This is a genomic window from Caulobacter sp. GW821-FHT05F04 (assembly GCF_059419665.1).
Window position 1 is genome coordinate 133,089 of record NZ_JBWKSF010000009.1, and the last position, 26,038, is coordinate 159,126.

Annotated in this window: 25 protein-coding genes; 14 read left to right on the plus strand and 11 right to left on the minus strand. The window is 68.0% G+C overall.

Features of this window, described 5'->3' with window-relative positions; genetic code table 11:
* Positions 1 to 15: 15 nt before the first annotated feature.
* A complete protein-coding gene (locus tag AC07R7_RS21550) occupies positions 16 to 1,101 on the plus strand; it encodes a GNAT family N-acetyltransferase (protein ID WP_494636540.1) in 1,086 nt (361 codons plus the stop codon).
* Positions 1,102 to 1,115: 14 nt separating this feature from the next.
* Here the strand turns inward: AC07R7_RS21550 and AC07R7_RS21555 are convergent, their stop codons facing one another.
* Both AC07R7_RS21555 and AC07R7_RS21560 read right to left on the minus strand, forming a co-directional pair.
* Positions 1,116 to 1,451: a DUF2218 domain-containing protein gene (locus AC07R7_RS21555; RefSeq protein WP_492887341.1), complete on the minus strand. Its 336-nt coding sequence runs from the start codon at positions 1,449 to 1,451 to the stop codon at positions 1,116 to 1,118.
* A 17-nt stretch (positions 1,452 to 1,468) separates the two neighbouring features.
* Entirely contained in the window at positions 1,469 to 2,059 is a 591-nt protein-coding gene (locus AC07R7_RS21560) for a PadR family transcriptional regulator (protein ID WP_492838906.1), read from the minus strand.
* A gap of 225 nt (positions 2,060 to 2,284) precedes the next feature.
* On the opposite strand from AC07R7_RS21560, the gene AC07R7_RS21565 reads away from it, so the two are divergent.
* Genes AC07R7_RS21565 through AC07R7_RS21585 form a run of 5 tightly spaced genes read left to right on the plus strand, consistent with a single transcriptional unit; the run spans position 2,285 to position 5,969 of the window.
* Positions 2,285 to 3,169: an MlaA family lipoprotein gene (locus tag AC07R7_RS21565; protein WP_494636541.1), complete on the plus strand. Its 885-nt coding sequence runs from the start codon at positions 2,285 to 2,287 to the stop codon at positions 3,167 to 3,169.
* Complete coding sequence (locus AC07R7_RS21570) at positions 3,166 to 3,831, plus strand: MlaC/ttg2D family ABC transporter substrate-binding protein (RefSeq protein ID WP_494636542.1); 666 nt, start codon at positions 3,166 to 3,168, stop codon at positions 3,829 to 3,831. The genes AC07R7_RS21565 and AC07R7_RS21570 overlap by 4 nt, the downstream gene beginning before the upstream one ends.
* A gap of 32 nt (positions 3,832 to 3,863) precedes the next feature.
* On the plus strand, positions 3,864 to 4,379 hold the full coding sequence (gene mlaD / locus AC07R7_RS21575) for an outer membrane lipid asymmetry maintenance protein MlaD (RefSeq protein ID WP_492838911.1): 516 nt from the start codon (positions 3,864 to 3,866) through the stop codon (positions 4,377 to 4,379).
* Position 4,380: 1 nt separating this feature from the next.
* Positions 4,381 to 5,202, plus strand: a complete 822-nt coding sequence (locus AC07R7_RS21580; protein ID WP_492887338.1) for an MlaE family ABC transporter permease — start codon at positions 4,381 to 4,383, stop codon at positions 5,200 to 5,202.
* Positions 5,199 to 5,969 (plus strand): ABC transporter ATP-binding protein, encoded by a 771-nt coding sequence (locus AC07R7_RS21585; protein ID WP_492838915.1) that lies wholly within the window; start codon positions 5,199 to 5,201, stop codon positions 5,967 to 5,969. Before AC07R7_RS21580 ends, AC07R7_RS21585 begins: the two co-directional genes overlap by 4 nt.
* A gap of 191 nt (positions 5,970 to 6,160) precedes the next feature.
* Here AC07R7_RS21585 and AC07R7_RS21590 read toward each other — a convergent pair whose 3' ends face one another.
* On the minus strand, positions 6,161 to 7,066 hold the full coding sequence (locus AC07R7_RS21590) for a hydrogen peroxide-inducible genes activator (RefSeq protein WP_492887336.1): 906 nt from the start codon (positions 7,064 to 7,066) through the stop codon (positions 6,161 to 6,163).
* Positions 7,067 to 7,298: 232 nt separating this feature from the next.
* On the opposite strand from AC07R7_RS21590, the gene ahpD reads away from it, so the two are divergent.
* Positions 7,299 to 7,850: an alkylhydroperoxidase, AhpD family gene (ahpD, locus tag AC07R7_RS21595; protein WP_494636543.1), complete on the plus strand. Its 552-nt coding sequence runs from the start codon at positions 7,299 to 7,301 to the stop codon at positions 7,848 to 7,850.
* Positions 7,851 to 8,001: 151 nt separating this feature from the next.
* Complete coding sequence (gene creS, locus AC07R7_RS21600; RefSeq protein WP_494636544.1) at positions 8,002 to 9,375, plus strand: crescentin; 1,374 nt, start codon at positions 8,002 to 8,004, stop codon at positions 9,373 to 9,375.
* Positions 9,376 to 9,436: 61 nt separating this feature from the next.
* Here the strand turns inward: creS and AC07R7_RS21605 are convergent, their stop codons facing one another.
* The 3 genes from AC07R7_RS21605 to AC07R7_RS21615 all read right to left on the minus strand — a co-directional run bounded on the left by AC07R7_RS21605 (position 9,437) and on the right by AC07R7_RS21615 (position 13,202).
* The gene (locus AC07R7_RS21605; protein ID WP_494636545.1) at positions 9,437 to 9,958 is read right to left on the minus strand and encodes an SRPBCC family protein; all 522 of its coding nucleotides are present in this window, start codon (positions 9,956 to 9,958) and stop codon (positions 9,437 to 9,439) included.
* A gap of 57 nt (positions 9,959 to 10,015) precedes the next feature.
* Positions 10,016 to 11,005, minus strand: a complete 990-nt coding sequence (locus AC07R7_RS21610) for a TraB/GumN family protein (RefSeq protein WP_494636546.1) — start codon at positions 11,003 to 11,005, stop codon at positions 10,016 to 10,018.
* A gap of 70 nt (positions 11,006 to 11,075) precedes the next feature.
* Positions 11,076 to 13,202 (minus strand): M3 family metallopeptidase, encoded by a 2,127-nt coding sequence (locus AC07R7_RS21615; RefSeq protein ID WP_494636547.1) that lies wholly within the window; start codon positions 13,200 to 13,202, stop codon positions 11,076 to 11,078.
* Positions 13,203 to 13,335: 133 nt separating this feature from the next.
* Here AC07R7_RS21615 and AC07R7_RS21620 point away from each other — a divergent pair, with 133 nt between their 5' ends.
* The 6 genes from AC07R7_RS21620 (at position 13,336) to AC07R7_RS21645 (ending at position 22,129) form a co-directional block, all read left to right on the plus strand.
* Complete coding sequence (locus tag AC07R7_RS21620; protein WP_492887330.1) at positions 13,336 to 14,184, plus strand: glutamate racemase; 849 nt, start codon at positions 13,336 to 13,338, stop codon at positions 14,182 to 14,184.
* Positions 14,185 to 14,323: 139 nt separating this feature from the next.
* A complete protein-coding gene (locus AC07R7_RS21625; RefSeq protein ID WP_494636548.1) occupies positions 14,324 to 16,813 on the plus strand; it encodes an FtsK/SpoIIIE family DNA translocase in 2,490 nt (829 codons plus the stop codon).
* 266 nt (positions 16,814 to 17,079) lie between these two features.
* On the plus strand, positions 17,080 to 17,721 hold the full coding sequence (locus AC07R7_RS21630; protein ID WP_492838933.1) for an outer-membrane lipoprotein carrier protein LolA: 642 nt from the start codon (positions 17,080 to 17,082) through the stop codon (positions 17,719 to 17,721).
* 239 nt (positions 17,722 to 17,960) lie between these two features.
* Positions 17,961 to 18,767 carry an exodeoxyribonuclease III gene (locus AC07R7_RS21635; RefSeq protein WP_494636549.1) on the plus strand — a complete coding sequence of 269 codons (807 nt, stop codon included), beginning with the start codon at positions 17,961 to 17,963 and terminating at the stop codon, positions 18,765 to 18,767.
* A 216-nt stretch (positions 18,768 to 18,983) separates the two neighbouring features.
* The gene (locus tag AC07R7_RS21640; protein WP_494636550.1) at positions 18,984 to 20,828 is read left to right on the plus strand and encodes a methyl-accepting chemotaxis protein; all 1,845 of its coding nucleotides are present in this window, start codon (positions 18,984 to 18,986) and stop codon (positions 20,826 to 20,828) included.
* A 14-nt stretch (positions 20,829 to 20,842) separates the two neighbouring features.
* A complete protein-coding gene (locus tag AC07R7_RS21645) occupies positions 20,843 to 22,129 on the plus strand; it encodes a DcaP family trimeric outer membrane transporter (protein WP_494636551.1) in 1,287 nt (428 codons plus the stop codon).
* Between the two features lie 12 nt (positions 22,130 to 22,141).
* Here AC07R7_RS21645 and dnaQ read toward each other — a convergent pair whose 3' ends face one another.
* Genes dnaQ through AC07R7_RS21670 form a run of 5 tightly spaced genes read right to left on the minus strand, consistent with a single transcriptional unit; the run spans position 22,142 to position 25,846 of the window.
* Complete coding sequence (gene dnaQ / locus AC07R7_RS21650) at positions 22,142 to 22,852, minus strand: DNA polymerase III subunit epsilon (protein ID WP_492887325.1); 711 nt, start codon at positions 22,850 to 22,852, stop codon at positions 22,142 to 22,144.
* 31 nt (positions 22,853 to 22,883) lie between these two features.
* A complete protein-coding gene (coaE, locus tag AC07R7_RS21655) occupies positions 22,884 to 23,483 on the minus strand; it encodes a dephospho-CoA kinase (protein ID WP_492838943.1) in 600 nt (199 codons plus the stop codon).
* A gap of 1 nt (position 23,484) precedes the next feature.
* Positions 23,485 to 24,354 (minus strand): shikimate dehydrogenase, encoded by an 870-nt coding sequence (aroE, locus tag AC07R7_RS21660; RefSeq protein WP_494636552.1) that lies wholly within the window; start codon positions 24,352 to 24,354, stop codon positions 23,485 to 23,487.
* A complete protein-coding gene (locus tag AC07R7_RS21665) occupies positions 24,351 to 24,944 on the minus strand; it encodes a Maf family protein (RefSeq protein ID WP_494636553.1) in 594 nt (197 codons plus the stop codon). Before AC07R7_RS21665 ends, aroE begins: the two co-directional genes overlap by 4 nt.
* The gene (locus AC07R7_RS21670) at positions 24,941 to 25,846 is read right to left on the minus strand and encodes a pyruvate, water dikinase regulatory protein (protein WP_492838948.1); all 906 of its coding nucleotides are present in this window, start codon (positions 25,844 to 25,846) and stop codon (positions 24,941 to 24,943) included. The genes AC07R7_RS21665 and AC07R7_RS21670 overlap by 4 nt, the downstream gene beginning before the upstream one ends.
* Positions 25,847 to 26,038 lie beyond the last annotated feature (192 nt).

The following is a 26,038-nucleotide window of genomic DNA, read 5'->3' on the forward strand; positions in this document are numbered from 1 at the left end:
GCCGGACCCGTCACAGTGCCCATCCAAGTCGTCAAAGCCCTGGACCTTTCCCCCGCCGATATCGCGCGGTGGATGGAGCTGCAGCGCAGCCAGGCGCGGCTGGACTCGCCGTTCCTGTCGCCGCACTGGGCCCTATCGGTCGCCCGCGCCCAGAGCGACAAGGGCGAGGACGTCAAGGTCGCGATCGTGCGCGGCGCCGAGGGCGAGGCTCTGGCCTTCCTGCCGGCCCGCATCCGTCACGGCGTGGCCATGCCGGCCGGCGCTCCGATGTGCGACTATCAGGCCTTGGTCTCTGCCCCGGGCGTCGCGGTCAATCCGCGCGACCTGCTAACCGCCCTGCACGCCTCGCGCATCGACTTCTGTCACATGCTGGCCGATGACGAGACCCTGGCCCGCCACGGGCGTGGGCAGGCGGACTCCTGGATCATCGAACTGCCAGACGGCTACGAGGCCTACGCCGCCGAGCGCAAGGCCGCCAATGTCGGCGTACTCAAGGACATCGACAAAAAGCGCCGCAAGGCCGAGCGCGAGGTCGGGCCCTCGCGCTACACGGCCATGTCGGAAAGCCGCGGCGACTTCGACCAGCTGATCGCCTGGAAGCGAGCTCAGCTGCTGGCCACCGGCCAGACCGACCTCTTCAAGACGCCCTGGGTCAATAACCTCGTCGAGGCGCTGTTCCAGAACCGCGCCCCCCACTTCGGCGGCGGGCTCTACACCCTGCATCTGGGAGACCAGCTGGCGGCCGTGCACCTGCACCTGCGCGGTGAGCACACGCTCCACGGCTGGCTGATCGCCTATAATCCAGAGCTCGAGCGCTATTCGCCTGGCATGCTGCTGTTTCAGGACATCCTGAAGAGCATGGACGGCACGGACTATTCGCGCCTGGACCTCGGCACCGGCGACTACCGGTTCAAGCGTGAGCTGTCCAACGCCCGTCAGACGGTGGTGTTCGGCTTCCTGGGCTCGCCCTCGCTGCCGACCCTGGTCCGCCACGCCGCCTACGGCATGCGCAGCGTCGCCGAATCCCTGCCGCTGGGCCGGATCTCCGAAATCCCCGGCAAAGCCATGCGCCGCATCGACCTGCTGCGCGGCCTGCACTGATCCTTGGCGGATCCCTAGTGGAGAGCGTTGATCCGCATGGCCCGCGGATCAACCGAACCGGCCGCCCAGGCGCGAGTCCAACCGTATTTCAGCTCGCCCTCGCGGAAGGCGAAGCGGTCCAGGTGCTTGGCCACCACGTCCTCCAGCCGGGCCAGGCCTTCGAGGTCGGCGGCCTCGACGGTGATGTCGAGGCCATCGGGATGAGCAACCATCCGGCAGGTTCCCAACGGCAGCGGGAACAGGGCCGAGGTCTCGTCATAGGCGACCTCGAACTTGTGGCTCCAGTGCTTGGCCAGCTGGGTCATGTAACGGGCCGCCTTGTCGGTGGCGACGCGAGCGTGGCTTTCCATGCCGTCCCTCCTTCCGGTTAGATGGTCTCGATGACCGCCGCGGCGTCGTCCATCGCCTTGGCGATGGCCGCGATCTGCTCGGCGCTCAGCTGGCCGCCGTGCAGCTTGAGCCGCAGCGCGGTCTTGAGGTTCTCGCGAGCCCGCATGATCTGCGGCGAGAAGGCGGCACTGGCGGACGCGGCCTCGGCCATGCGCTCGAACAGCGAGCGGACGGGGGCGTCGTTGCTGGCCAGGAACGCCTCGCCTTCCGGCGTGATCGTGTAGAGCTTCTTGCCGCCGCCGGCGTCGCTGGCGGTGACGTAGCCCAACTCTTCCAGCAGGGTCAGGGTCGGATAGACCACGCCGGGGCTGGGCGTATAGGCGCCGCCGGCCGCGGTCTCGATGGCCTTGATCAGCTCGTAGCCATGGCTGGGCTTCTCGGCGATCAGCTTGAGAACCACGAAGCGCAGGTCGCCATGATCGAAGAACCGGCCCATACGGCCGCCGCGACCGCGCGGGCCGCCATGATGACCGGCGGGGCCGCCGTGGAAGCCGAAGGGATGACGGCCGTGATGCTCGTCGGCGTGGCCGCGCCAGTGACCGCGGTGATGGTGATGTCGTCCAAACATTGTGTTTTTAGATCCTATTTCGTTATATCGGATTTATAGATATATCGGATTGCGGCTGGGTCAAGAGCTGTTTTCGATATATCTGATTATGTCGAAGAACGCGGCGGCGCGGCGGCGCCCTTTTCGCGGCCCGCCGCTTCAAGTCAGGGCGATTTGAAGCAAGGCCGACCCAACGTGGCCGAAATACAACGTAATCAGTCTTGATACGGATTGCGGCGTGAATACATGCCGGCGTGTAGACGCAGGAGCACGGGCTTGAACGACCAGGATAACGGCCTCCGCCGCAGGGCGACCGGTCGGCGTATCGCCGCCATGGGGCTTGCTGCGGCCGCCAGCCTGGCGACGTTCTCGACGGCCCTCGCTCGGGAACAGGGCGTCAAGGGCCAGTCGGTCGGCACCACCGCGAACGTCGAGGCGGCCAACGATCCGCTGGAAGGCTTCAATCGCGGCGCCTTCAAGCTGGGCATGGGCCTGGATCACGTGATCCTGGCGCCGATCGCCCACGGCTACATGGCGGTTACGCCCCGCGTGGTCCGCAACCGGGTCAGCTCGGCCGTCTATAATCTGGGCGAGCCGAACACCGTCATGAACATGGTGTTGCAAGGAAAGCCCAAGCGCGCCATGCGTTCGACCACCCGCTTCGTGGTCAATTCAACCTTCGGCGTCCTGGGCCTGTTCGACGTCGCCGCCAAGATGAACCTGCCGCGTCGCGACGCCGACTTCGGCCAGACCTTCGGCAAATGGGGCGCCAAGCCCGGGGCCTATCTCTATGTGCCGCTGATGGGTCCGCTGAATGTCCGCGACGGCGTCGGCCGCGCGCTCGACTTCGTCACCGACCCCGTCTCGCTGTATGTCGGCGGCCTCTCCACCGACTTCGGCAAGGCCCGTGCGGGCGTGACCATCGTTGATCTGCGCTCGAACACCGACCCGGCGTTCCAGGCCTTGAAGGACGCCGCCGACCCCTATGTCACCACCCGTTCGGCCTATACCCAGTATCGCGAGGCCTTCGTCCGCGACGCCACGGGCGACGCCGAGGTGCTGCCCGACTTCGACGCGCCGCCTCCGGAAGCTCCGCCTCAGGACGCTTCACCCGCGACGCCCAAACCATGACCGGTAAGACCATGACCAACACCACCTCCACCCGGCGCGGCGCCAACGCCGCGCTTTTGGCGTTCTTCGGGGCCGTCGCGATCGGCGGCTCGGCCCTGGCCCAGAACAGCGCGCGCGACGCCGGCGCCGAGGCCTTCGTCCAGGCCAAGGCCCAGCGCGTGATCACCGTGCTGGCCAACAAGAGCATGAGCGACGCCCAGAAGACCCAGGTCTTCCACCAGGCGGTGGACGAGTTGGCCGACGTGCCGCGCATCACCAACTTCGTTCTGGGCAAGTACGCCCGCACCATCACGCCTGAGCAGCGCGCGCGCTTCACGCCGGTGTTCCGCACCTATGCCGAGAACGTCTATCAGAGCCGTATCGACGACTATCGCGGCGAGCAGCTGAAGGTGGTCGGCTCGGTGGTCAACAAGCCGGGCGACGTGACGGTCAAGACCGTGATCTCGGGCGGCCAGATCACCCAGCCCCTGCCGGTCTCCTGGCGCGTGCTGGGCGGCGGCCAGACCTGGAAGGTCGTCGACGTCCAGTTCAAGGGGATCTGGCTGGCCATCACCCAGCAGCAGGACTTCGTCTCGACGATCGACAACGCCGGCGGCAACATCGACGTGCTGATCAATCAACTCCAGAAGGGCGGCGCGGCGCCTTCTGGCCGTCGCAAGTAGCGACGGGACGACACGTTAAGGACCAAGGGGATTTGGCATTGCGCGAACAATGGGCCGAGACAGCCATGGGCGTCGTCGTCCTCGCCCTGGCGGCGGGGTTTCTGACCTATTCGCTGAGCGTGGGCGGCGTCCACATGAAGCGCGGAAACTATGAGATCAACGCCAAGTTCGGCGAGGCCGGTTCGCTGGCCCCGGGCGCGGCGGTGAGCGTGGCCGGCGTCAAGGTCGGCACGGTCTCGCAGATCACGCTGGAGCCGAAGACCTTCCTGGCCGTGGCCAAGCTGAGCATCGATCCGACCGTCAAGCTGCCGTCGGACTCGACCGCCAAGATCACCAGCGACAGCCTGCTGGGCGGCGCGCACGTCTCGATCGCGCCGGGCGCGGCCATGGACGACATCAAGCCGGGCGGCCAGATCGAGAACACGCAAGGCGCCGTGGACATCTTCGGCCTGATCGGCTCGGTGATCCGTCCGCAGGGTGGTTCGGATGCGGCGGCCTCGTCGGACGCACCCGCGCCGGACGCCTCGCAGCCCGCCGCGAGCTACTGACATGGCCGCGGCCGAGGCGGCCCGGCAGGTCGCCCCTCGTTCTCTTGCCAGCCCCGTCCGGGCTCTGGGTCGCTCGACACTGGCCGCCGTGCGCATGGTCGGGTCGGTCGGCGTCTTCGCCGTGCGCGGCGTCGCCGCCGCCCTGACCCCGCCCTGGTTCCTCGGCCAGCTGTGGCGCCAGTTCGTGGCCATCGGCTTCTTCTCGCTGCCGGTGGTGGGCCTGACCGCCATCTTCACCGGCGCGGCCCTGGCCCTGAACATCTTCACCGGCGGCGGACGCTTCAACGCCGAGCAGGTGATGCCGCAGATCGTTGCCCTGGGGATCACCCGCGAGCTGGGCCCGGTTCTGGCGGCGCTGATGCTGGCTGGCCGGGTCTCGGCCGCCATCGCCGCCGAGATCGGCGCCATGCGGGCGACCGAGCAGATCGACGCCATGCGCACCCTGTCGACCGACCCGTTCCGCTATCTGGTCGGCCCGCGCCTGCTGGCCGGCGTCCTGATGACGCCGCTGCTGACCGCGGTGGCCGACACCATCGGCGTCGCCGGCGGCTGGCTGGTCGCCACGCGGGTGCTGGACTTCAGCTCGGCCGTCTACATCCGCAACACCATCGACTTCCTGCAGAGCTGGGACATCGTCTCGGGCCTGATCAAGGCCGCGGTGTTCGGGTTCATCGTGGCGCTGATGGGCTGCTACCACGGCTACAACGCCAAGGGCGGGGCGCGGGGCGTCGGCCGGGCCACCACCCACGCGGTGGTCTCGTCGGCGATCCTGATCTTCGGCTCCGACTACCTCCTGACCACCCTCTTCACCCACGCCTCATGACCGACGTGACCCCGAAACTCGCCTGGAAGGGCGTCACCAAGCGCTTCGAGGGCCGCGCGGTCCTCGACGGCCTCGACCTGTCGGTCGCGCCAGGCCGGTCGCTGGTCATCATCGGCGGCTCCGGCCAGGGCAAGTCGGTGACGATCAAGACCGCGCTCGGCCTGATGCGCCCGGACGCCGGCAAGATCGAGCTGGACGGCAAGAACACCGTCACCCTGTCGGAGGGCGCCCGCCGCAAGCTGTTCTCCCGCGTCGGCGTGCTGTTCCAGGGCGCGGCCCTGTTCGACAGCCTGACCGTCTGGGAAAACGTCGCCTTCCGCCTGATCAACGCCGACGGCGCGCCGCGCAAGGAGGCCAGGGAAAGGGCGATCGAAGCCCTTGAGCAGGTGCGTCTGTCTCCCGACGTCGCCGACCGCTTCCCGTCCGAGCTGTCGGGCGGCATGCAGAAGCGCGCCGGTCTGGCCCGCGCCGTCGTCGCCCAACCCGAGATCCTGTTCTTCGACGAACCGACCACCGGCCTGGACCCCATCACGGCGGCGGCGATCAACGAGCTGATCTCCCACCAGGTGCGGCGCCTGGGTTCGACCGCCGTGTCGATCACTCACGACCTGGCCTCGGCCCAGACCATCGGCGACGAGATCGCCATGCTGCATGGCGGCAAGATCATCTGGCGCGGGCCGGCCGCCGAGCTGCGCACGACCGACAATCCATATGTCCGCCAGTTCGTCGAAGGCCGCGCCGAGGGTCCGATCTCGCACGCGGTCTAGTGTCCCGATTCCGAAGTTCGCAAGCGTTTGTGGCAAGCTCCGACGAACTTCGGAATCGATAAGGACACTAGTAAGTTTATGTTTCTAGTGTGCTTTTTTGGATTTGAAGTTCGCTCAGAGCCTGATCCAAGTACGGGCGAACTTCAAATCCAGCACACTAGGATGTCGCGCGCCGCCAGGCCGGCGGCGCGTTAAGCTTCGGTTTCTCGCAAGGTCTCGGCCAGCAGCCGCCCTTCGACGCCACGGCTGGAGCCTGCCCGCCAGGCCACCACGATCTCGCGGCTGGGATGCTCGGTCGCCAGGGGACGGATCGTCAGCGCGGTCTTGTCGGTTAGGCCCGCGTGCACCGCCATAGCCGGCAGGAACGAGACGCCCAGGCCCGAGCCGATCATCTGCACCAGGGTCGGCAGCGACGTGGCGGCGAAGGTCTCGTCGTCGCCGACGCCGCGCGGCGGCTCCAGGCCGCAGGCGGCCAGGGCATGGTCGCGCAGGCAGTGGCCATCTTCCAGCAGGATCAGGTCGTCGCCACGCAGGCTGTCGGGATCGACCCGGGTCGAGGCGGCCATCGGGTGGTTGGCGGGCGCGGCGGCCAGCAGCTCGTCGTCCTCGACATGCGCCCAGTCCAGGCCGGACATGTCGTAGGGCAGGGCGATCAGCGCCGCGTCCAGCGCCCCGCTCTTCAGGGCCGCGATCAGCCGCTGAGTCAGGTCCTCACGCAGGAACAGCTTCAGCTTCGGGAACCTGTCGCGCAGGACGGGCAGGGCGCGCGGCAGCAGGTACGGAGCCACGGTCGGGATCACGCCCAGGCGGAAACGACCGGCCAAAGGCTGGCCGGCCCCGCGCGCGGCCTGCACCAGGTCCTCGGCCCGCGCGAGGATATCCTCGGCTCGCCGCACCGCCTCCTGGCCGGCGGCGGTCAGGATCACGCCCGAGCGCGCGCGATCGACCACCGGCGCGCCCAGGATCTTTTCCAGTTCCTGGATGCCGGCCGACAGGGTGGGTTGGGTGACATAGGCGCTCTCGGCGGCCCGGCTGAACGAGCCGTGCTCCGAGAGGAGTTTCAGATACTGCAGCTGGCGAAGGGTCGGGAGAAGCATGGCCTGGATATAGGCGTGATCTATCGGAAAGCCAAAAACTATCGATTGGCTATCTGACCGGTCAGCGCATACCTCTGTCTCACGGTGAAGTTCCGGCGTGTCTCCCCCCCACCGACGCCGGGCCCCAACCCGTTGAACCCGGTCCGCCCGCGTCTCCCCCTCCCAGCGGCGCGGACCGGGACGAACCTTTCCCGCGATGCTAAGCCCGCTCCAGATCTCACGGAGCGTCCCCATGTCGATCGAGGCCCTACGCGCCCAGCTGCCCGACTACGCCAAGGATATCGGGACCAATCTGGGCGCCCTGGCCGGCGAGACCGTGCTGAGCGACCAGGCGCGCTGGGGTTGCTTCGTCGCCAGCGCCTGCGCGGTCGGCGAGCCAGAGACCCTGAAGGCGATCACCATCGCCGCGCATGAGGCCGGCTTCTCGTCCGAGGCCTTCACCGCGGCCAAGACCGCCGCGGCGATGATGGCCATGACCAACGTCTATTTTCGCGCCGTTCACCTGATGAAAGCGCCCGAATACGGTGCGTTGGCCTCGCGTCTGCGGATGAACCGCCTGACCCATTCCGGCGTGACGGCGGTCGATTACGAACTCTGGTGTATCGCCGTGTCGGCGATCAACGGTTGCGGCGCCTGCCTCGAAAGCCATGAGACGGAACTGCGGAAGCGCGGCGTGGAGCCCGTCCAGGTCCAGGCCGCCTTGCGCATCGCCGCCGTGGTTCACGCGGTCGGCCGGGTACTGGCGGTCGAAACGGCGGATCGTCCCCAGTTTTCGGGCTTCTGAGGCCCGTGCGCGACGCCAGGTCGCGGCGTCCGCCCCTCGACATTCACCTTGCCAATAAACTAGGTTGTTAACCTCTGGGTAAGAGATTCGCGGCGTTCGCAAGGCGGCCTTTCAGGTCGCGATGGGGTCGCACGGGGTGAAGGTGGGCGATATGAGACTGCTGTCGAAGAATCCTCGCGATAACAAGAACGCCAAGCCGGCCGTTCTGGGTGAAGAGGCCCGGGTCGAGGCCGTGCAGCATCAGATCGAATCCACCCAGGCCATCGGCCAGCGCTACGAGACCATTCACGGCGGTCTCGACAGCATCGGCCGCGTGATGGAGCACCTGAAAGCCATCGAGCCGCTGATCGCCGAGATCCGTGGTCCGGTCGCCCAGGAGTTCGAAGCCCGCCGCGCCGAACACGCCGAGCTGATCGCCCTACGCGCCAATTACGAGCACGCCCAGCGCCAGGTCACCCAGATCCAGGCCGAGGAACGCGAGGTCAGCGCCCGCCTGGCCGCCGCCGAAACCGCTCTTGGAGAGTCCGACGCCCGCCGCCAGACCCAGGACGCCGCGCTGGAAGACAACGCCCTCGAAATCGACCGCCTGCGCAACGCCCTGCTGCAGTCGGATCTGAAGGTCTCCAGCCTCGACGCCAGCCTGCGCGACTCCACCGCCCGCATCGAGCACCTGGTGCAGGACGTCGAGGGCCTGCGCCTTCAGGCCCAGGACATCGACACCCGCCGCGGCGACGCCGAGGCGGCGCTCGCCCGCGCCAACCAGGACAACGCCCTGCTGGGCGACGAAGTCGCGACCCTGAAGAAGCGCGTCGACCAGGCCGGCCTGGACGTCGCCCGCCTGTCGCGCATCGAAACCGACCTCGAAGCCCAGCTGGCCGGCGAACGCGCCCGCGTGCAGGCGATCGAGAACGCCCTTTCGGCCCACCAGACCGACAGCGGTCGCACCATCCGCAACCTGGAAAGCCAGGTCGAGGCGGCCCGCGCCGAGATCTCGGCCCTGCAGACCCGCCTGGAGACCGCCACCGGCCGCGCCGACAAGCTGGAAGAGATGAACGGCCAGATCTCGGCCCGTCTCGCCGAATCTTCCGCGCACCAGAAGGCGGTCGAGCGCCGCGCCGGCGACCTCAACGTCGCCCTGGAACGCGCCCTGGAACGCATCCGCACGCTGGAGGAGGATTCCGAAGGCCTGCGTCAGCGCCACGCCGGTGTCGACACCGCCCGCGCCACGGCGATCGAGCGCGCCGACCAGCTGGCCAAGAGCGCCGTCGCCCAGGAAAAGGCTATGAGGCGCGCCGAGGAACGGGCTCAGCAACTGCGCTCGCGCCTCGACGGCATGCAGGAAGCCCAGGACCAGCTCCGTCGCGAACACGAGGACAAGGTCGCCGAACTCCAGGCCACGATCGAGCGCCTCACCTCGGAAGCCGCCCTGGCCGAAGGCGCCCTGGAGGCGGCCCGCCGCGACCGATCGCGCCTGCAGATGGCCCTGCTGGGCGCCTCGGACGACAGCATGGCGGAAAGCGCCTGAGCCTCGAAGCCCTGAAAGACTAAAGCCCGCCGACCGACCGGTCCGGCGGGCTTTTTCTTGCCTACTTCGCCTCCGCCGCCGCCTTCAGCCCGGCCACCTGCTGGGCGAGCACCCCGTCGACGGGCGCGGCGATCTTGTCGAGCCCGCCCTTGAAATAGCCGCCGACATCGTAGGTGACGGTCACCGTCGTCTGGCCGTCCTTCTCGGCGAGCAGGAAGGTCAGGGCCCCGCTGGCGCCGGAGCTCTGCAGCGGACCGAGCGCGCCGACCAGCACCAGCTTCGTCCCAGGCGCGGCGTTGACCGTGGTCATGTGCAGCACCGAGCCGCCGTTCGGCAGCCGCTCGCAGAAGCAACCGCCCGAGGCCGCGCCCAGCGACAGGTTGGCGGCCGAGCCCGACCAGGTGTGGGCCGAGGCCCACCATTCCGCAGGCTGCACCAGCGTCGCCCAGACGGCGCTGGCTGGCGCGGCGATCACGACCTGATGCCGGACCTCGAATCCGCTGGGCTGGGCGTCCGCGACCTCGGCCCGCGCCGAACCGGCGGCCAGCAGCGCCAGGGCGGCGGCGGCGATCATCGTCTTCATGTGAGGTCCCTCCCCGCCCGAGGTTGAGGGCAGGGGCGGGCAGGCGTCAACGATCCCCTACTCGATGGGCGAACTCACCGTCGCGCCGCCAGCCTTCAGCCGGTCCAGCACGCCGTTGGCCGGCAGCAGGAAGCCGAGATCGACCACCGCCACCGTGACGCCGGGACGCTTCAGCGCGTCGGTCATGGCGTCCGTCGTCTGGTCGACACCCTTCTCCAGCAGGGCTGCCCCCCCCGGCGCGCGCAGCAGACAGCGCTGGGCGCCGCTGGCGCGGTAGCGGGCGCGCACCGAGCCGAGGTCGCCCTCCGCCCAATCCTGGCCGATCGTGGTGGAATGGGCCCCATCATAGGCGATCTCGTCCAGCGCCACCCGCAGGCAGTAGAGCTGGTCCTCGGGCGAAAGCTTCGAGACGATCGAGGTCACCGCGCTCATCCGGTACTGCCCGACCGACTTGACCTTCAGCTTGCGGGCCTTGGCCATGCGCTCGACCGTGCTGACCGGCTTGGCTTCGGAGAGACCCGCCGCCTGGCGGAAATCCGAAAGCAGCAGGAAGCCGGCCACGCCCGGCTTCCAGTTCTTGTACTCGCCCGCTCCCTTGCGGGCCTGGTTGCGGGACTCCACGAAGCGCGCCTTCAGGTCGGGCGGTAGCTGGTCTTCCAGGTTCTTGCCCATCGGCTGGCGCAGACCGCCGCCGAAGCTGAGGATGAAACCCGCCGCCTGGGTGACGCCGACCGCCGCCTGAGGCGGGACCAGCACCAGGCTGGCCTTGTCCAAGGCCCTGTTCAGGCGCGGGCTTTCCCATTTCAGCTGATGGGGCAGGGGCGCGGCCGAGCCGAGGATATAGAGCTTGGCCCCGTCCTTCTCGACCAGCCAGATCGCCGGCCCCTTGGGCTTGGCCACCACGGTCAGTTCGGCGACCACCGCGCTCTCGTCCTGAGCCGGGGCCTGGCCGAGCTCGACCACGGGCGGAGAAGGCGCGGTCTGGGCGAGGGCAGGGGTGGCGAGGGCCAAGCAAAGGGCCAGAGGTACGAGCTTGGACGCAGCCATAGATACTCCTTCAGCCCCCGAGCCCATTTAGCCCTTCTCCCGTGGCGGGAGAAGGGCGTGGGTCAGGCGCCTAAGCCCCTGCCGGGACCGGGAAGCCGCGCTTGCGCATCAGGGCCCCGATCTTGACGTCGCGGCCGCGGAAGGCGCGGAACTGGTCGACAGGGTCGACCGCGTTGCCCTTCGACATGATCGTCTCGTAGAGGCGCTTGGCGGTCGGCTTGTCATAGAAGCCGCCGGGCGCCTGCTCGAAGGCCTCGGCGACGTCGGCGGTCAGGGTGTCGGCCCACAGGTAGCTGTAGTAGCCGGCCGAATAGCCGTCGCTCGAGAACACATGGCCGAACTGCGGGGTGCGGTGACGCATGACGATCTCGTGCGGCATGTTCAGCTTGGCCAGCTCCTCGCGCTCGAACTTGTCCGGATCGATGTCGACGTCGCCGGCCAGGTGCAGCTTCATGTCGATCAGGGCGCTGGACAGGTACTCGGTCGTACCGAAGCCCTCGCCGAACTTGCCGGCGGCCTCGATCTTGTCGACCAGGGCCTGCGGAATCGGCTTGCCGGTCTGGTAGTGCAGGGCGAACTGGTTCAGCACCTGCGGCGTCGGCAGCCAGTGCTCGTTCAGCTGGCTGGGGAACTCGACATAGTCGCGCGCCACGTTGGTGCCCGACACCGACGGATAGGTCGCGTTGGCGTTCAGGCCGTGCAGGGCGTGGCCGAATTCGTGGAACAGGGTGGTGGCGTCGTCCCAAGAGATCAGCAGCGGCTCGCCAGGCTTGCCCTTGATGAAGTTGGAGTTGTTGGAGACGATCGTGGTGACCTCGCCCTTGAACCGCTCCTGGGTGCGGTAGGCGTTCATCCAGGCGCCCGAACGCTTGCCCGGGCGGGCATAGGGGTCGAAGTACCACAGGCCCACATGCTTGCCGGCGCGGGTCACCTCATAGACGGTGATGTCCTCGTGGTAGACGGGGACGCCTTCCAGCTTCTTGAACTGGAAGCCGTAGAGCTGGCCCGAGGCCCAGAACATGCCCTCGCGCAGCTTGTCCAGCTGCAGGTACGGCTTCACCTCGTTCATATCGAGGGCGTACTTCGCCAGGCGGACCTTCTCGGCGTAGTACCGGTAGTCCCAGGGCTCCAGCTTGAAACCGCCCCCTTCCTTGTCGATGATCGCCTGCATGTCGGCCACGTCGATGGCGACCTGGGCGATGGCCGGGGTCCACACCGCCTCCATCAGCGCCATGGCGTTCTCGGGCGTCTTGGCCATGGCGTTCTCGAGGCGCCAGTGGGCGTGGGTCTTGTAGCCCAGCAGCTTGGCGCGCTCGACGCGCAGCTTCAGGATCTTGCTGATGATGGCGTTGTTGTCGGTCGCGCCGCCGTTGTCGCCGCGATTGACGAACGCCCGCCAGACCTTCTCGCGGGCCGCGCGGACCGGCGAGGCGGCCAGGAACGGGTCGACGCTGGAGCGGGTGTTGACGACGACGAACTTGCCCGGGAGCTTGCGCGCGGCGGCGTTCGAGGCGGCGGCGTCCTTCAGCCCCTGGGGCAGGCCGGCGAGATCGGCGTCGGAAAGCTCGATCCAGGTGCTTTCATCGGCCAGCAGGTTCTGGCTGAACTTGGTGTAGAGGCCGGCCAGCTCGGTGTTGATCGCGCCGACCCGGGCCTTGGCCTCGGGCGACAGCTTGGCGCCGGCGCGCACGAAGTTGGTGTAGTAGATCCACAGCACGCGCTGCTGTTCCGGCGTCAGCTTGGCCTTGTCCGGCGAATTGTAGACCGCCTCGATGCGGGCGAAGAGCGCGGCGTTCTGGTTGACCTTGTCGCCGTGGGCCGAGAGTTTCGGATCCATCTCCTCCTCGACCTTCTGGAACTCGGGCGTGCTCATGGTCGAGCCCCAGACGCCGTAGTAGGTCGAGACGTCGTTCAGCATCCGGCCGGCGTCTTCCAGCGCGCCGATGGTGTTGTCGAAAGTCGGCGCGGCCTTGTTGGCCGTGATCGCGTCGATCTCGGCCAGGTTCTTGGCCATGGCCGTTTCCAGGGCCGGCTTGAAGTCGGCGACCTTGACCTTGTCGAAAGCCGGCACGCCGCCATAGGGGCCGACCCACTTCTGGGTCATGGGGTTCGCGCCTTGGGCCATGGACAAACTCGGATTGAGGGCGACGACCGCGCCGGTGGCGGCGGCCGAGGCCAGGAATGTACGACGTTGCACGGAGTGTCTCCGGTGAAGATTTGGCAGCGACCCTAACAAGGTTCCGGGGCGTGTCACATGACAGGCGCGTAACCTTTCAGGAACCGCGCCCAGTCCGTGGACGACGCCCGCTTTGGCGGCTACAGCTTGGCCCATGATCGGCGTCTTCGACTCCGGCGTGGGCGGCCTTACGGTCCACCGCGCCCTCGTGCAGCGTCTGCCCCAGGCGGACTTCACCTATCTGGCCGACCAGGCCCATGCGCCCTATGGCGTGCGCACCGGCGAGGACATCGTCGAGCTGACCAAGGCCGGCTGCATCCGCCTGTTCGACCGCGGCGCCAGCCTGGTGGTCCTGGCCTGCAACACCGCCTCGGCCATCGCCCTGCGCCGCCTGCAGCAGACCTGGCTTCCGGGCTACCGCAAGGACATCGGCCGGCCGGTCAACATCCTGGGCATCATCGTGCCGACCATTGAGAAGGCCACCGGCCTGCCGTGGGAGCACGAGGCCGAGCGGCGCGGCGAGAAGGTCGAGCAGTTGGACATCCTGGGGGTCTTCGCCACCCAGGCCACGGTCCGCTCGCGCGTCTACGAAATCGAGATCGACAAGCGCAAACAGGACCTGGCGGTGTTCTCCGAGGCCTGCCCGGAGCTCGTGCCTCTGATCGAGGGCGACGCCTCGGTGGTCGAGCTGGCCAAGGCGGTCGAGAGTCACGTCGAGGCCCTGAAGACCCGCATCGGCCGCTATCCGCACCGCGTGGTGCTGGGCTGCACCCACTACGAGATCATCGCCGACCTGTTCCGCGCCGCCCTGCCGGCCGGCACGCCGCTGATCCAGCAGCCCGAAGCCACCGCCGACGCGCTGGAGCTCTATCTGCAGCGCCATCCGGACTATGCCACGGGAACCAAGGGCGGGCGGGTGTTCCTGACCACCGGAACGCCGGGACCGCAGAACGGACTGGTTCAAGGGTTCTGGGGCGGACCGGTCACGTTCGAGGCGGCCTGAGCCTTGCCCGAATAGCGCCCTGCGTCCTGGCGCATCCGCGACGTTGTGAATCATGTCCTGACGAACGCCGTAAACGCCTCTTAACGCTCTTCGGGCACAACATCGCGGTTCGACCCATTCTGAGGGTCAGACGGCGAAGTTGAGTTCGGAGACTTTCATGGCGCGAGCCGCGCGGCGATCCACGACGGAGCTCCTCTGGGATGCGATCCGTTACGGCTGGGTCCAGCCCTGGACCGCCCGGTTCCGGGGCGGGATCATCACCGTGATCGGGGCCGTCCTGCTGCTGGCCATCGCCACCTACAACGCCACCGACCCCAGCCTGAACGCCGCCACCGGCGAACCCGCCCGCAACGCCCTGGGCGCGCCCGGCGCGGCGATCGCCGACCTGCTGATGCAGTCGTTGGGCCTGTCCGGCTGGGGCGTGGCCCTGTTCATGCTCGTTTTCGGCGTCACCCGCGTGGCCCAGGCCGACCCGGACGCCGAGCGCAAGGATCTGCGCCAGCGCGCCCTTGTCGGCGCCCTGGGCCTGCTGGCGCTCTCCGCCACCCTCGCGGCTCCGCCGCCGCCGGCGATCTGGCAGCTGGAGAAGGGCCTGGGCGGCTTCTGGGGCGACGCCCTGCTGCACATGGTGGCCGGCGTCCTGCGCTTCGCCCACATTCCCGGCGCGACGATCGTCGCCGCCATCCTGTTCGCCGTCGCGGCCATCGTCGCCCTGGGCTTCGCCATTGGCGTGCGCGAGGTTGATCCCGACGCCATCCACACCGCCGTCAGCAACGCCCTGCAGCCGCGCGTCCGCGCCGAGCCGGAACCGATACCGGAGCCAGCCCCCAAGCCGGCCCGCGCCAAGAGGGAGAAGGCCGAGGCCCCGCCCCAGCGCGAGCGGCCGGGCCGCCTGCCGCCGATTGACGCCGATGACGACGAGGCCGTGGTCGCCGCCGCGCCGACCCCGGTGTCGCAGCGCGCGACGGAGCGCGCCTACACCCCGCCGCCGCAGGACGACGAGGACGCCTTCGAGGACTCGCTGGACGCCCGCCCGATGGCGATCGCCAAGCCCAAGACCGTACCCAAGGAATCGGGTCGCGAGGCGCGCGAGCAGCAGAAGGCCTTCGACTTCGACGACGAGGCGGGCTTCCAGCTGCCGGAGCTGGCGATGCTGGCCAAGTCCAAGCCACGCTCGTCGGAAGTCGACGCCGCCGCCCTGCGCCAGAACGCCCGCCTGCTGGAAAGCGTGCTGGCCGAGTTCGGGGTGAAGGGCCAGATCGACCAGATCCGTCCCGGCCCCGTGGTCACCATGTACGAGCTGGTGCCGGCGCCGGGCGTCAAGACCGCCCGTGTCGTGGCCCTGGCCGACGACATCGCCCGCTCGATGAGCGTGATCTCCTGCCGCGTGGCCGTGGCCCAAGGCCGCAACGCCATCGGCATCGAGATGCCGAACTCCAAGCGCGAGACCGTGTATCTGCGCGACCTGCTCTCGAGCGCCGACTACGAGAAAGCCAGCCAGATCCTGCCCATGGCCCTGGGCGAGACCATCGGCGGCGAACCCTATATCGCCGACCTGGCCAAGATGCCCCACCTGCTGATCGCCGGCACCACCGGCTCGGGCAAGTCGGTCGGCGTCAACGCCATGATCCTGTCGATCCTGTACAAGCTGCCGCCCGACAAGTGCCGCTTCATCATGATCGACCCGAAGATGCTGGAACTGTCGGTCTATGACGGCATCCCGCACCTGCTGGCGCCCGTCGTGACCGATCCGAAGAAGGCCGTCGTGGCCCTCAAATGGACCGTGCGCGAGATGGAGGACCGCTATCGCCGCATGTCGAAGATCGGCGTGCGCAACATCGGCGGCTATAACGAGAAGGCCAACGAGGCGCTGGACAAGGGCGAGCACTTCGAGCGCACCGTCCAGACCGGCTTCGACGACGCCGGCCGGCCGATCTACGAGACCGAGCAGATCCGTCCCGAGGCCATGCCCTATCTGGTCGTGGTCATCGACGAGGTCGCCGACCTGATGATGGTGGCCGGCAAGGACATCGAAGGGGCCGTGCAGCGCCTGGCCCAGATGGCCCGCGCCGCCGGCATCCACCTGATCATGGCCACCCAGCGCCCCTCGGTCGACGTCATCACCGGCACCATCAAGGCCAACTTCCCGACCCGGATCAGCTTCCAGGTCACCTCAAAGATCGACGCCCGCACCATCCTGGGCGAGCAGGGCGCCGAACAGCTGCTGGGCCAGGGCGACATGCTCTATATGGCCGGCGGCGGCCGTATCACCCGCCTGCACGGCCCGTTCGTCTCGGACGGCGAAGTCGAGCAGGTCGCCAAGTTCCTGCGCGACCAGGGCATCCCGCAATATCTGGAAGAAGTCACCGCCGGCGGCGACGAGGAACAGGAAGAAGCCATCGAGGGCGCGTTCGCCGGCGAGGGCGGGTCCAACGACCTCTACGACCACGCCGTGGCCGTGGTCACCCGCGACCGCAAGGCCTCGACCAGCTACATCCAGCGCCGCCTGCAGATCGGCTACAACCGCGCCGCCTCGCTGATGGAGCGGATGGAAAAGGAAGGCGTCGTCGGCGCCGCCAACCATGCGGGCAAGCGCGAGATCCTGGCCCCGCCGCCACCGCCGATGTAATTTCTACTCCGCTCTCCCCGGCGAAAGCCGGGGTCCAGATCGAACCCAGAGTGCCCTTCGTCGACCCTCGGCGGAGGGCGCTTCAACATCTGACGCTCAGGATGAATCTGGGCCCCGGCTTTCGCCGGGGAGAGCGGGATGAGGGGAAACCTTGGCCGTTTGGACGCGTTCCCAGCATCCCAACCTGAACGGCGCTTCATCGGGGCGCCGGAAAATGGCCTCGCGGCGGCCTTCGCGCGGGCCAAGGTTGAGGCTAAGGAGATCGCATGACCACTCGCCGTATTCTTCTGGCGGCCGGCCTGGCCGCCGCCATCGCTTCTCCGGTTCTGGCTCAGGACGCCAAGCCGGTCCCGGCCGCCTTGACCACCGAACAGAAGGCCCTGCTGGACAAGGCCACCGCCTATATCCAGGGCCTGGGCTCGGCCAAGGGCCGCTTCGTGCAGACCGACGCGCGCGGGACCCAGACGCAGGGCGCCTTCTATATGCAGCGCCCGGGCAAGGCGCGGTTCGCCTATGACCCGCCCGCGGGCCTGCTGGTCGTCAGCAACGGCAATAATGTCAACATCTTCGACAGCCGGCTGAAGACCTATGAGAGCTATCCGCTCAGCAAGACTCCGCTGAACCTGCTGCTGGCCCGCGAGGTGCGCCTGGATCGCGGCGTGACCATCACCGACATTCGCCCGCTGGCCGACGGCTTCACCATCGTCGCCCAGGACGCCAAGCGCCAGGCGCTGGGCCGCATCTCGATGGACTTCTCCAATGCGCCCGTGGGCCTGATGGGCTGGACGGTCACCGACATCAAGGGCGGTCAGATCCGCGTGCGCCTGATCGATTTCGCCGAGACCTCGGACCTCGATCCCAAGCTCTTCGTGCTGACCGACCCCCGTCGCAAGGTCGGCAAACCCTAGCGCCGCCGAAATGTGACATTCTCACAACAGGCAAGAATCAACCTGATCCAGGGTTGACTTAAAGTTTTGAAGTGGCATATTTAACACGCATGGCGATGAGCGACCGACCCGCTCTTCGCAAACCGTGCCGGATCCTATCCCCTCCCGGCGGCGGCATGAGAGACTAGACTTTCGCCCCAACGCCCCTGCGTTGGGGCGTTTTTCTTTTCAGGCGTCGGCAAACCCCCTAAAGCCAAGCCATGCGCCTCCGTATCGCCACCTGGAACGTCAATTCCGTCCGCCTCCGCGCTGAACAGGCCGCCCGCTTCGTCGACGAGCAGGCGCCGGATGTCCTGTGCATGCAGGAGATCAAGTGCCAGGAGGGCGAGTTCCCGCGCGAGGCCTTCGAAGCCATGGGCCTGAAGCACCTCAAGATCGCGGGCCAGAAGGGCTGGCATGGCGTGGCCATCGCCTCGCGCCTGCCGTTCGAGGATGTCCCGACCCTGATGAACTGCCGCGAGGGTCACGCCCGCTGCGTCGCGGTCAAGGTGGCCGGCGTCGACATCCAGAACTTCTACATCCCGGCCGGCGGCGATACGCCCGACCGCATCGGCAATCCGAAGTTCGACCACAAGCTGGACTTCTACGAGACCCTGACCGCCGCCCTGAAGAAGCGCGATCCCAAAGCGCCGCTGATCGTCACCGGCGACCTCAACATCGCACCGGGCGAGAACGACGTCTGGAGCCACCGCCAGATGCTCAAGGTGGTCAGCCACACCCCGGGCGAGCTCGAGGCCTTTGACGCGATGATGAAGTCGATGGACCTGCTGGACCTGCCGCGCCTGGCGACGCCGGAGCCGGAAAAACTGTTCTCCTGGTGGAGCTATCGCGCGGCCGACTTCCGCAAGTCCAACCGCGGCCTGCGCCTGGACCACATCCTGGCCAGCCCCGGCCTGCGCGACGCGGCGATCGTGGACGGCAAGGTCTCCTCGCGGGTCCACGACACCGTCCGGGAGTGGGAGCGACCCAGCGACCATGCCCCGGTGACGGCGGATTTGCGGCTGTAAAGCTGTCGTCGCGGTCCCGACCTAGCCAAAAGTACTATTTCCCGATTTGAGTACACTTTACCCAAATCCGGGAAATGATACCGGTAACTTTCTTGTTGAGGACGAAACCAAGACAAGTTGTCGCAGCTGCGAGAGCCTAGCGACCATCTTTGCTTAACTGCTTTGAGCGCCCGATGACCCTTGGTTAACTTGGTCAATCCTCTCCAGGGGGACGGTGTGCGAAAATTCCGCGATTTCTCGATCATGGCCAGGTTGCGACTGGTTATCCTGCTCACGGGATTGGGCCTCGCGGTGGCGATCGGCCTGGGCCTGGTGAAGCTGGGCGCGACCATGCACGCCGACATCGCCGAAAAGACCCGAAGCCAGGTCGAGACCGCCAGTTCGATCGTCGCGCACTACGCAGCCGAGGCCCGGACCGGGCGCATAACCCGCGCCCAGGCCCAGACCGCCGCCCGGGAGGCCGTGTCGGCGCTGCGCTATGGCGACCAGGAATATTTCTGGATCACCGACCTCGACACGCGAATGGTGCTGCACCCGTTCAAGCCAGCGCTGAATGGCAAGGATGTGTCCAACCTGCGCGATCCGAATGGCAAGGCGCTGTTCGCGGCGATGACCGAGGTGGCCAAGACCAAGGGCGAAGGCTTCGTCGACTACCAGTGGCCCAAGCCCGGCCACCAGGCGCCCCAGCCCAAGATCTCCTACGTCAAGCTGCTGCCGGCGTGGGGCTGGGTCATCGGTTCGGGCGTCTATGTCGATGACATTGAGGCCGCCGTGAACAAGGCCGCGCTGGAGCTCACGGCCGTGGGCCTGGTTCTCCTTCTGGCCATGGCCGCGCTGGCCAGCCTGCTGGGCGGAACCATCTCGCGCCCGGTCAAGGCCCTCACGCTGCGAATGACCGCCCTGGCCCGCAACGACAAGGAAAGCCCGGTGCCGTTCGTCGATCGCTCGAATGAGGTCGGCCAGATGGCGCAGGCCCTGGAAGTCTTCCGCGAGGCCGCGGTGGAGAAGGACCGGCTGGAATCGGAAGCCGCGCTGCAACGGGCGGCCGCCGAGACCGCTCGCCACGAACGCGAGGCCGAGAACCTCGCGGCGGCGAGGATCCAGGAGCGCGTGGTGGCCGATGTCACCGCCGTCGCCGCCCGCCTGGCCGACGGAGACCTGACGATCCGGCTGGCCGCCGACTTCCCCGCGCAATACGCCGTGCTGCGCGAGAACTTGAACGCCGCCCTGGACCAGTTGGCCGACGCCATGAAGGTGGTGCAGGACAATTCCGCCGGCATCAGCAGCAGCGCCGACGAGATCGCCTCGGCGTCCAACGACATGTCGCGGCGCACCGAGCAGCAGGCCGCGACCCTGGAGGAGACCGCCGCGGCGCTGGGTGAGCTGACCGACGCGGTGAGCCGCTCGGCCAAGGGCGCGGGCCAAGCCCGCGCCGCCGTGGCCCTGACCCAGAAGCAGGCCGAATACAGCGGCGGCGTGGCCGAACGGGCGATCGCCTCGATGAGCGAAATCGAGAACTCCTCGCAACAGATCCATCAGATCATCGGCGTCATCGACGAGATCGCCTTCCAGACCAACCTGCTGGCCCTGAACGCCGGCGTTGAGGCCGCCCGCGCCGGTGAAGCCGGCAGAGGCTTCGCGGTCGTCGCCCAGGAAGTCCGCGCCCTGGCCCAGCGCTCGGCGGATTCCGCCCGCGAGATCAAGAGCCTGATCGGTTCGACCACGGCCCAGATCGCCGAGGGGGTCGACCAGGTGCGCGTCATGGGCGCCGCCCTGGGCGACATCGTCTCCAAGGTCGCCGAGATCGACACCGTCGTCCGAGAGATCGCCGACCTGACCCAGGAACAGTCCCACGGCCTGGGCCAGATCAACATGGCCATGGGCCAGATCGACCAGACGACGCAACAGAACGCCGCCATGGTCGAGGAATCGACGGCCGCGGTGCACTCGCTGCGCAACGAGACCGTCGAGCTGGTGCGGCTGATGGGTCGTTTCCGCCTGGGCGAACAAGTCGGGCGCGCCGCCGGACGGGCCGGGCCCGCTCTGCGGGCGGCCGGCTAACGCAGGGCCGCGCCATGTTCCGCGACCGCGCCGCCCTGGCCGCGATGCTGGCGATGCTTGCCGTCCCGTCCCTGGCCCGGGCCGCCGATCCCCAGTTGGAGGCCCGGGTGCGCGAACTCGAAAGCGCCCTCGCCGACCTCAAGGCCCAGATGGCGGCCCGGGACGCCCAGGCCGCGCCGCCAGCTATCGTTCCAGCCGCTAGGCCGCCGTCCGGTCCGACGGCTACGGACCGGCTCGAGCTGCGTTTCGGCGGCTATGTGAAGCTGGACGCCATGGCCACCCGGTTCCAGCGCGCCGATCCGGCGCTGGGCGATCCGATTCGCGACTTCTATTCGCCCGGGGCGATCCCTGTCGCCGGGGCGGGAGAGGGCGCGAAGGTCGATTTCAACGCCCGCCAGACCCGTCTCTGGGCGAGCGCCAGCCGCCGACTGGGCGGTCACGATATCCAGGCCAGGATCGAGGGCGACTTCCAGACCCTGCCGGGCGGCGGCGACGCGCGCACCACCAATCCGTCGACCTTCGCGCTGCGCCGGGCCTATGTGTCGGTCGACGGCTGGTTGTTTGGCCAGGACTGGTCGACGTTCCAGAACATCGCGGTCCTGCCGGAAACCGCCGACTATCTCGGCCCGAGCGAGGGCCTCGTCTTCGTCCGTCAGGCGCAGATCCGGCGCACGCGGGGACCGCTGACCCTGGCCCTGGAAAATCCCGAGACGACGGTCACGCCCGCCGGCGGCGGCGCCCGCCTCGTGGCCGATGACAATCGCCTGCCCGACCTGGTGGTTCGCCTCGACGGTCGCCGTCCGTGGGGAGACTGGTCGCTTGCCGCCCTGGGCCGCCGGCTCTCGGTCGACCAGGGCGGGCTTCGCGACGCCGCTTTCGGCTGGGGCCTCTCGGCCGCGGCGCGCGTGAAGGTCGGCGGGCGAGACGATATCCGGCTGATGCTGACGCGCGGTCGAGGGATCGGACGCTATGTCGGTCTGAACTTCGCCAACGACGTCGCCGCGGACGGCGCCGGAGCCATCCGGCCGGTCGGCGTCACGGCCGGGTTCGTCGCCTACCGCCATCTGTGGAGCCCGGCCTTGCGGTCTAGCCTGTTCTATTCGACCCAGGCCGTCGACAATCCGGCCGCCTCGGGCCTGAACGTCAATCGTCGGGCCGAAAGTCTGCACGGCAACCTGATCTGGACGCCCGTGGCGGGCTTCGACGTGGGGATCGAGTACATGAAGGGCCGGCGGGTTCTGGAAAGCGGGACCGACGGCGCGCTCGACCGGGTCCAGGCGTTCGCCAAGTACGGCTTCTAGAGACGCGCGGTCCTAACCCTCGGCCGCGACGATGCCCTGCTTGATCCAGAGCGCCGAGTCCTTGAGGTTCTTGCGGATCCAGGCGGCGTGGACCTCGCGTTCGGCGTCGGTCGAGCGGGGCGCCAGCGGACGCGGCCGGGCGCCGTACGAGCCCTGGATCGCGGCCGAGACCGACAGGGTCTCGACGTGGGTCAGTTCCAGGGCGCGTTCCTTGCCGCCCTGCAGTTCCAGATAGACTTCGGCCAGCAGGTGCGAGTCGATCAGCGCCCCGTGCTTGTCGCGGCTGTCCAGGCTGATCTTGAACCGCTTACACAGCGCGTCGAGCGAGTTGTACATGCCCGGAAAGCGCTTCTTGGCCATGGCCAGGGTGTCGATCCAGCGCTCCTCATGGATCGGCGCGCGACCGCACTTCTCCAGTTCGAAATTGACGAACGAGCGGTCGAAGGCGGCGTTGTGGGCGACCACGACGCTGTCGCCGACGAAGTCGATGAACCTGTCGGCGATCTCGTGGAACTTCGGCTTGCCGGTCAGGAAGGCCGACGACAGGCCGTGGACCTTCTCGGCCTCGGCCGGCATGTCGCGCAACGGGTCGCAATATTCATGAAACGAGCGGCCGGTCGGCATGAAGTCGACCACCTCGATGCAGCCGATTTCGACCAGGCGGTCGCCCGTCTTCGGATCGAAGCCGGTGGTTTCGGTGTCGAGGATGATTTCCCGGGCCATGATCCTTCAATGCCGCCGTTCGTGGCGAGCTTCAAGCGGGGCCGGGACTTCTCAACAGAGTCAGAAGGTCGCGGACCTGGGCGTGGGCGTGCTCCACGCCCTGACTGGTATCGATCACGAAGTCGGCGCGGGCGCGTTTTTCGGCGTCCGGTGTCTGGCGGGCCAGAATCGCCTCGAACTTCTCCGGCGTCATTTCGGGACGGGCCAGCACACGCTGCCGCTGGATCTCGGCGGGCGCCGAGACGACCACCACCTTGTCGACCTTCTTCTCGCCACCGGTCTCGAACAGCAGGGGGATGTCCAGCACCACGATCTCGTGGCCCTCGGCCTGGGCTTTCTCGAAGAAACCGATGCGATGAGCGCCGACCAGCGGGTGGACGATCGCCTCCAGCTTGGCCAGGGCCTCGGAATTGCCGACCACCTGGGCGCTGAGCTTGGCCCGGTCGATCGCGCCGTCGACGACGACGCCGGGGAAGGCCTCTCCCACCGGCCCGACCGCCGCGCCGCCGCTGGCGTAGAGCGCGTGGACGGCGGCGTCAGAGTCGTAGACGGGCACGCCCTCGGCCTGGAACAGGGCCGAGGTCGTCGACTTGCCCATGCCGATGGAGCCCGTGAGACCCAGGATCAACATGTCAGGCCTCTCCGAGAAGGCGCAGCAACAGGCCGCGCGCGTCGACTTCGGCTGGCGGCGCCACGCCATACATCCGCTCGAAGCTTGGGACGGCCTGGCGCAGCAGCATTTCCAGGCCATCGACGGTGCGGCGACCGGCGGCCTGGGCGCGACGGAGAAATTCGGTTCGCAGCGGCTTGTAGACCATGTCCATGATCACCGCCGTCTCCGGCGTCAGGGCTAGATCCGCCGCCGGGCCTTCGCCGCCGCCCAGGCCGAGCGAGGTGGCGTTGATGACGAGGCCCGCATCGGCCAGCAGGACCGGAAGGTCCGGCTCGCCGGCCGCCACGACCTTTTCGCCAAAGGCGTCGGCCAGCTCTTGAGCCCTCTCGACGGTGCGGTTGACGATCCGGACCGTGGGCGCGCCGGCCAGCAGCAGGGCGGCGGTCGCGCCACGCGCCGCGCCGCCGGCGCCAAGGATCACGACCGGCGCGGCCGAGACGGCGAAGCCTGGCGCCTGCTCGGCGAGCGCGCCCAACAGGCCAGGCCCGTCGGTGTTGTCGGCATGGATCGAGCCGTCGGCCTCGAAGATCAGCAGGTTCGCCGCGCCCGCCATCCTGGCGAGGTCGCTGGCGTGGTCGGCGACCGCGAGCGCGCGTTCCTTGAACGGGATGGTGACGTTGAGCCCCCGGATGGCGCCGCCTCGGAAGCCGTTCACGAAGGTCTCGAAATTGTCCACGCCGGGCGCGAACGGAACATAGGCCGCGTCGAGCCCCGCCGCCTGGATCCAGGCATTGTGGATCAGCGGGCTCATCGAATGCTTGATCGGCGCGCCGCAGACGCCGCCGACGATGGCGGCTCCCGAGATCCCCGAAGCCCGTTGGGAGGTCATGCGGCCAGGGCTCCGTGAAGACGCAGAAAGTCCAGAAGCCCGATCAACGGCAGGCCCAGTATGGTGAAATAGTCGCCGTCGACGGCGTCGAACAGCTGCACGCCTTCGCTCTCCAGCTCGTAGCAGCCGACCGACCACAGCAGGGCTTCGCCGCGACGCTCGATATAGGCGTCGAGCCAGGCCTCGCTGAACGGCCGCACCGACAGCTTGGCGCTCTCGACGATCCGCCAGATCGGCTGGCCGTCGCGGGCCACGACCACGGCCGAGTGCAGCTTATGGCTTGTCCCGCGGAGTTCCAGCAGGCGTTCGCGGGCTTCTTCCAGGGAATTGGCCTTGTCGATCAGCCGGCCCTTGAGGTCGAGCGTCTGGTCGGCGCCGATCACCAGGCCCGAGCGTCTGGTCGAGACCTTGACCGCCTTCATCTCCGCGAGCGCGTCGGCGATGTCGCGCGGCGTGACGTCTTCGGCCAGCAGACCGGCCTTGGCCGCGTCCTCGTCGACGCCGGGGCTGAACGCCTCGAAGGCGACGCCGGCGTTCTTCAGGATCATCTGTCGCGCCGAACTCTTGGACGCGAGCGTTACGGGGGTCATCTCAGGACCTCGACCTTGCCGCGGCCGCCCGACAAGAGGTTGATGACCGCCGCCGCCGTCTCCTCGACCGAGCGACGGGTGATGTCGATGACCGGCCAGTTCATCCGCTCGAACAGGCGGCGGGCGGCGATGATCTCCTGGCGAACGGCGTCGCCGTCGACATAGTCACTCTCGCGGTTTTCCTTGAGGGAGAGCAGGCGGTTTCGGCGGATCTGGATCAGGCGATCGGGCGAGGTGATCAGGCCGACGATCAGGGTGTTCTTAAGCTCGAACAGATCCTGCGGCGGCGGCCGGCCCGGGACCAGCGGCACATTGGCGGCGCGCACGCCACGGTGGGCCAGATAGATGCAGGTCGGGGTCTTGGAGGTCCGTGACACGCCGACCAGAATGACATCGGCCTGGGTCAGGTCCTGGCCGCCCTGGCCGTCATCGTGGGCGATGGCGTAGTCCAGCGCCTCGATACGGTCGAAATAGTCGTTTGTCAGCGCGTGCTGGGCCCCGACCCGGGTCGAGATCCGCGCGCCCAGATAGCGGGACATAGCGCTGATCACCGGATCCAGCGCGGCGATGCAGGGCATCTCCAGCTTGCGGCAGCCTTCTTCCAGCGCCGCCCGCAGGCCCGGATCGACGATGGTGTGCATCACCACGCCAGGCGCGCCGCCGATCTCCTCGAGCGCCCGATCCAGCTGCCGCGTGGAGCGAACCAGCGCGTAGATATGTTCGATGGGCAGGATGTCGGTGAAGCGAGCACAGACCGCGCGCGCCATGGCGTTCAGAGTCTCGCCGGTGGAATCGGACACCAGGTGGATATGGAAGTAGGTGGCGAAGCGCGGTGGCAGCCGTTCCGCTTCCCCCCGAGCCAGACTCTCCTGTGGATCATCCGTTAACGGTTGCTTAACCACTTGTCCTGCCTCTGGGGACGCCCGGGCGCCGAATGGCCCAAGAGACGTCGTGTCATAGCGCCGCTGTGATCAACGGTCGCATTGCCCGCGTACCATCCCCAGGCTCGCTCCGCATCCCCCGATAAGTGAATCCCAACTGTCCAAGGCTCGGGACAGAGTCTCGCGAAGGGTCTTTCTCCCGCCTCGGCGTGT

Bases quoted from the DNA above. Each gene is read 5' to 3' on its own strand.
- ahpD (WP_494636543.1), top strand. From the start codon at position 7,299: ATGTCGATCGAGGCCCTACGCGCCCAGCTGCCCGACTACGCCAAGGAT.
- AC07R7_RS21565 (WP_494636541.1), top strand. From the start codon at position 2,285: ATGCCGGCGTGTAGACGCAGGAGCACGGGCTTGAACGACCAGGATAAC.
- AC07R7_RS21570 (WP_494636542.1), top strand. From the start codon at position 3,166: ATGACCGGTAAGACCATGACCAACACCACCTCCACCCGGCGCGGCGCC.
- AC07R7_RS21610 (WP_494636546.1), bottom strand. From the start codon at position 11,005: ATGGCTGCGTCCAAGCTCGTACCTCTGGCCCTTTGCTTGGCCCTCGCC.
- coaE (WP_492838943.1), bottom strand. From the start codon at position 23,483: ATGTTGATCCTGGGTCTCACGGGCTCCATCGGCATGGGCAAGTCGACG.
- creS (WP_494636544.1), top strand. From the start codon at position 8,002: ATGAGACTGCTGTCGAAGAATCCTCGCGATAACAAGAACGCCAAGCCG.
- aroE (WP_494636552.1), bottom strand. From the start codon at position 24,354: ATGACCTCCCAACGGGCTTCGGGGATCTCGGGAGCCGCCATCGTCGGC.
- dnaQ (WP_492887325.1), bottom strand. From the start codon at position 22,852: ATGGCCCGGGAAATCATCCTCGACACCGAAACCACCGGCTTCGATCCG.
- AC07R7_RS21620 (WP_492887330.1), top strand. From the start codon at position 13,336: ATGATCGGCGTCTTCGACTCCGGCGTGGGCGGCCTTACGGTCCACCGC.
- AC07R7_RS21635 (WP_494636549.1), top strand. From the start codon at position 17,961: ATGCGCCTCCGTATCGCCACCTGGAACGTCAATTCCGTCCGCCTCCGC.
- AC07R7_RS21585 (WP_492838915.1), top strand. From the start codon at position 5,199: ATGACCGACGTGACCCCGAAACTCGCCTGGAAGGGCGTCACCAAGCGC.
- AC07R7_RS21560 (WP_492838906.1), bottom strand. From the start codon at position 2,059: ATGTTTGGACGACATCACCATCACCGCGGTCACTGGCGCGGCCACGCC.
- AC07R7_RS21630 (WP_492838933.1), top strand. From the start codon at position 17,080: ATGACCACTCGCCGTATTCTTCTGGCGGCCGGCCTGGCCGCCGCCATC.
- AC07R7_RS21605 (WP_494636545.1), bottom strand. From the start codon at position 9,958: ATGAAGACGATGATCGCCGCCGCCGCCCTGGCGCTGCTGGCCGCCGGT.
- AC07R7_RS21665 (WP_494636553.1), bottom strand. From the start codon at position 24,944: ATGACCCCCGTAACGCTCGCGTCCAAGAGTTCGGCGCGACAGATGATC.
- AC07R7_RS21645 (WP_494636551.1), top strand. From the start codon at position 20,843: ATGTTCCGCGACCGCGCCGCCCTGGCCGCGATGCTGGCGATGCTTGCC.
- AC07R7_RS21580 (WP_492887338.1), top strand. From the start codon at position 4,381: ATGGCCGCGGCCGAGGCGGCCCGGCAGGTCGCCCCTCGTTCTCTTGCC.
- AC07R7_RS21555 (WP_492887341.1), bottom strand. From the start codon at position 1,451: ATGGAAAGCCACGCTCGCGTCGCCACCGACAAGGCGGCCCGTTACATG.
- AC07R7_RS21590 (WP_492887336.1), bottom strand. From the start codon at position 7,066: ATGCTTCTCCCGACCCTTCGCCAGCTGCAGTATCTGAAACTCCTCTCG.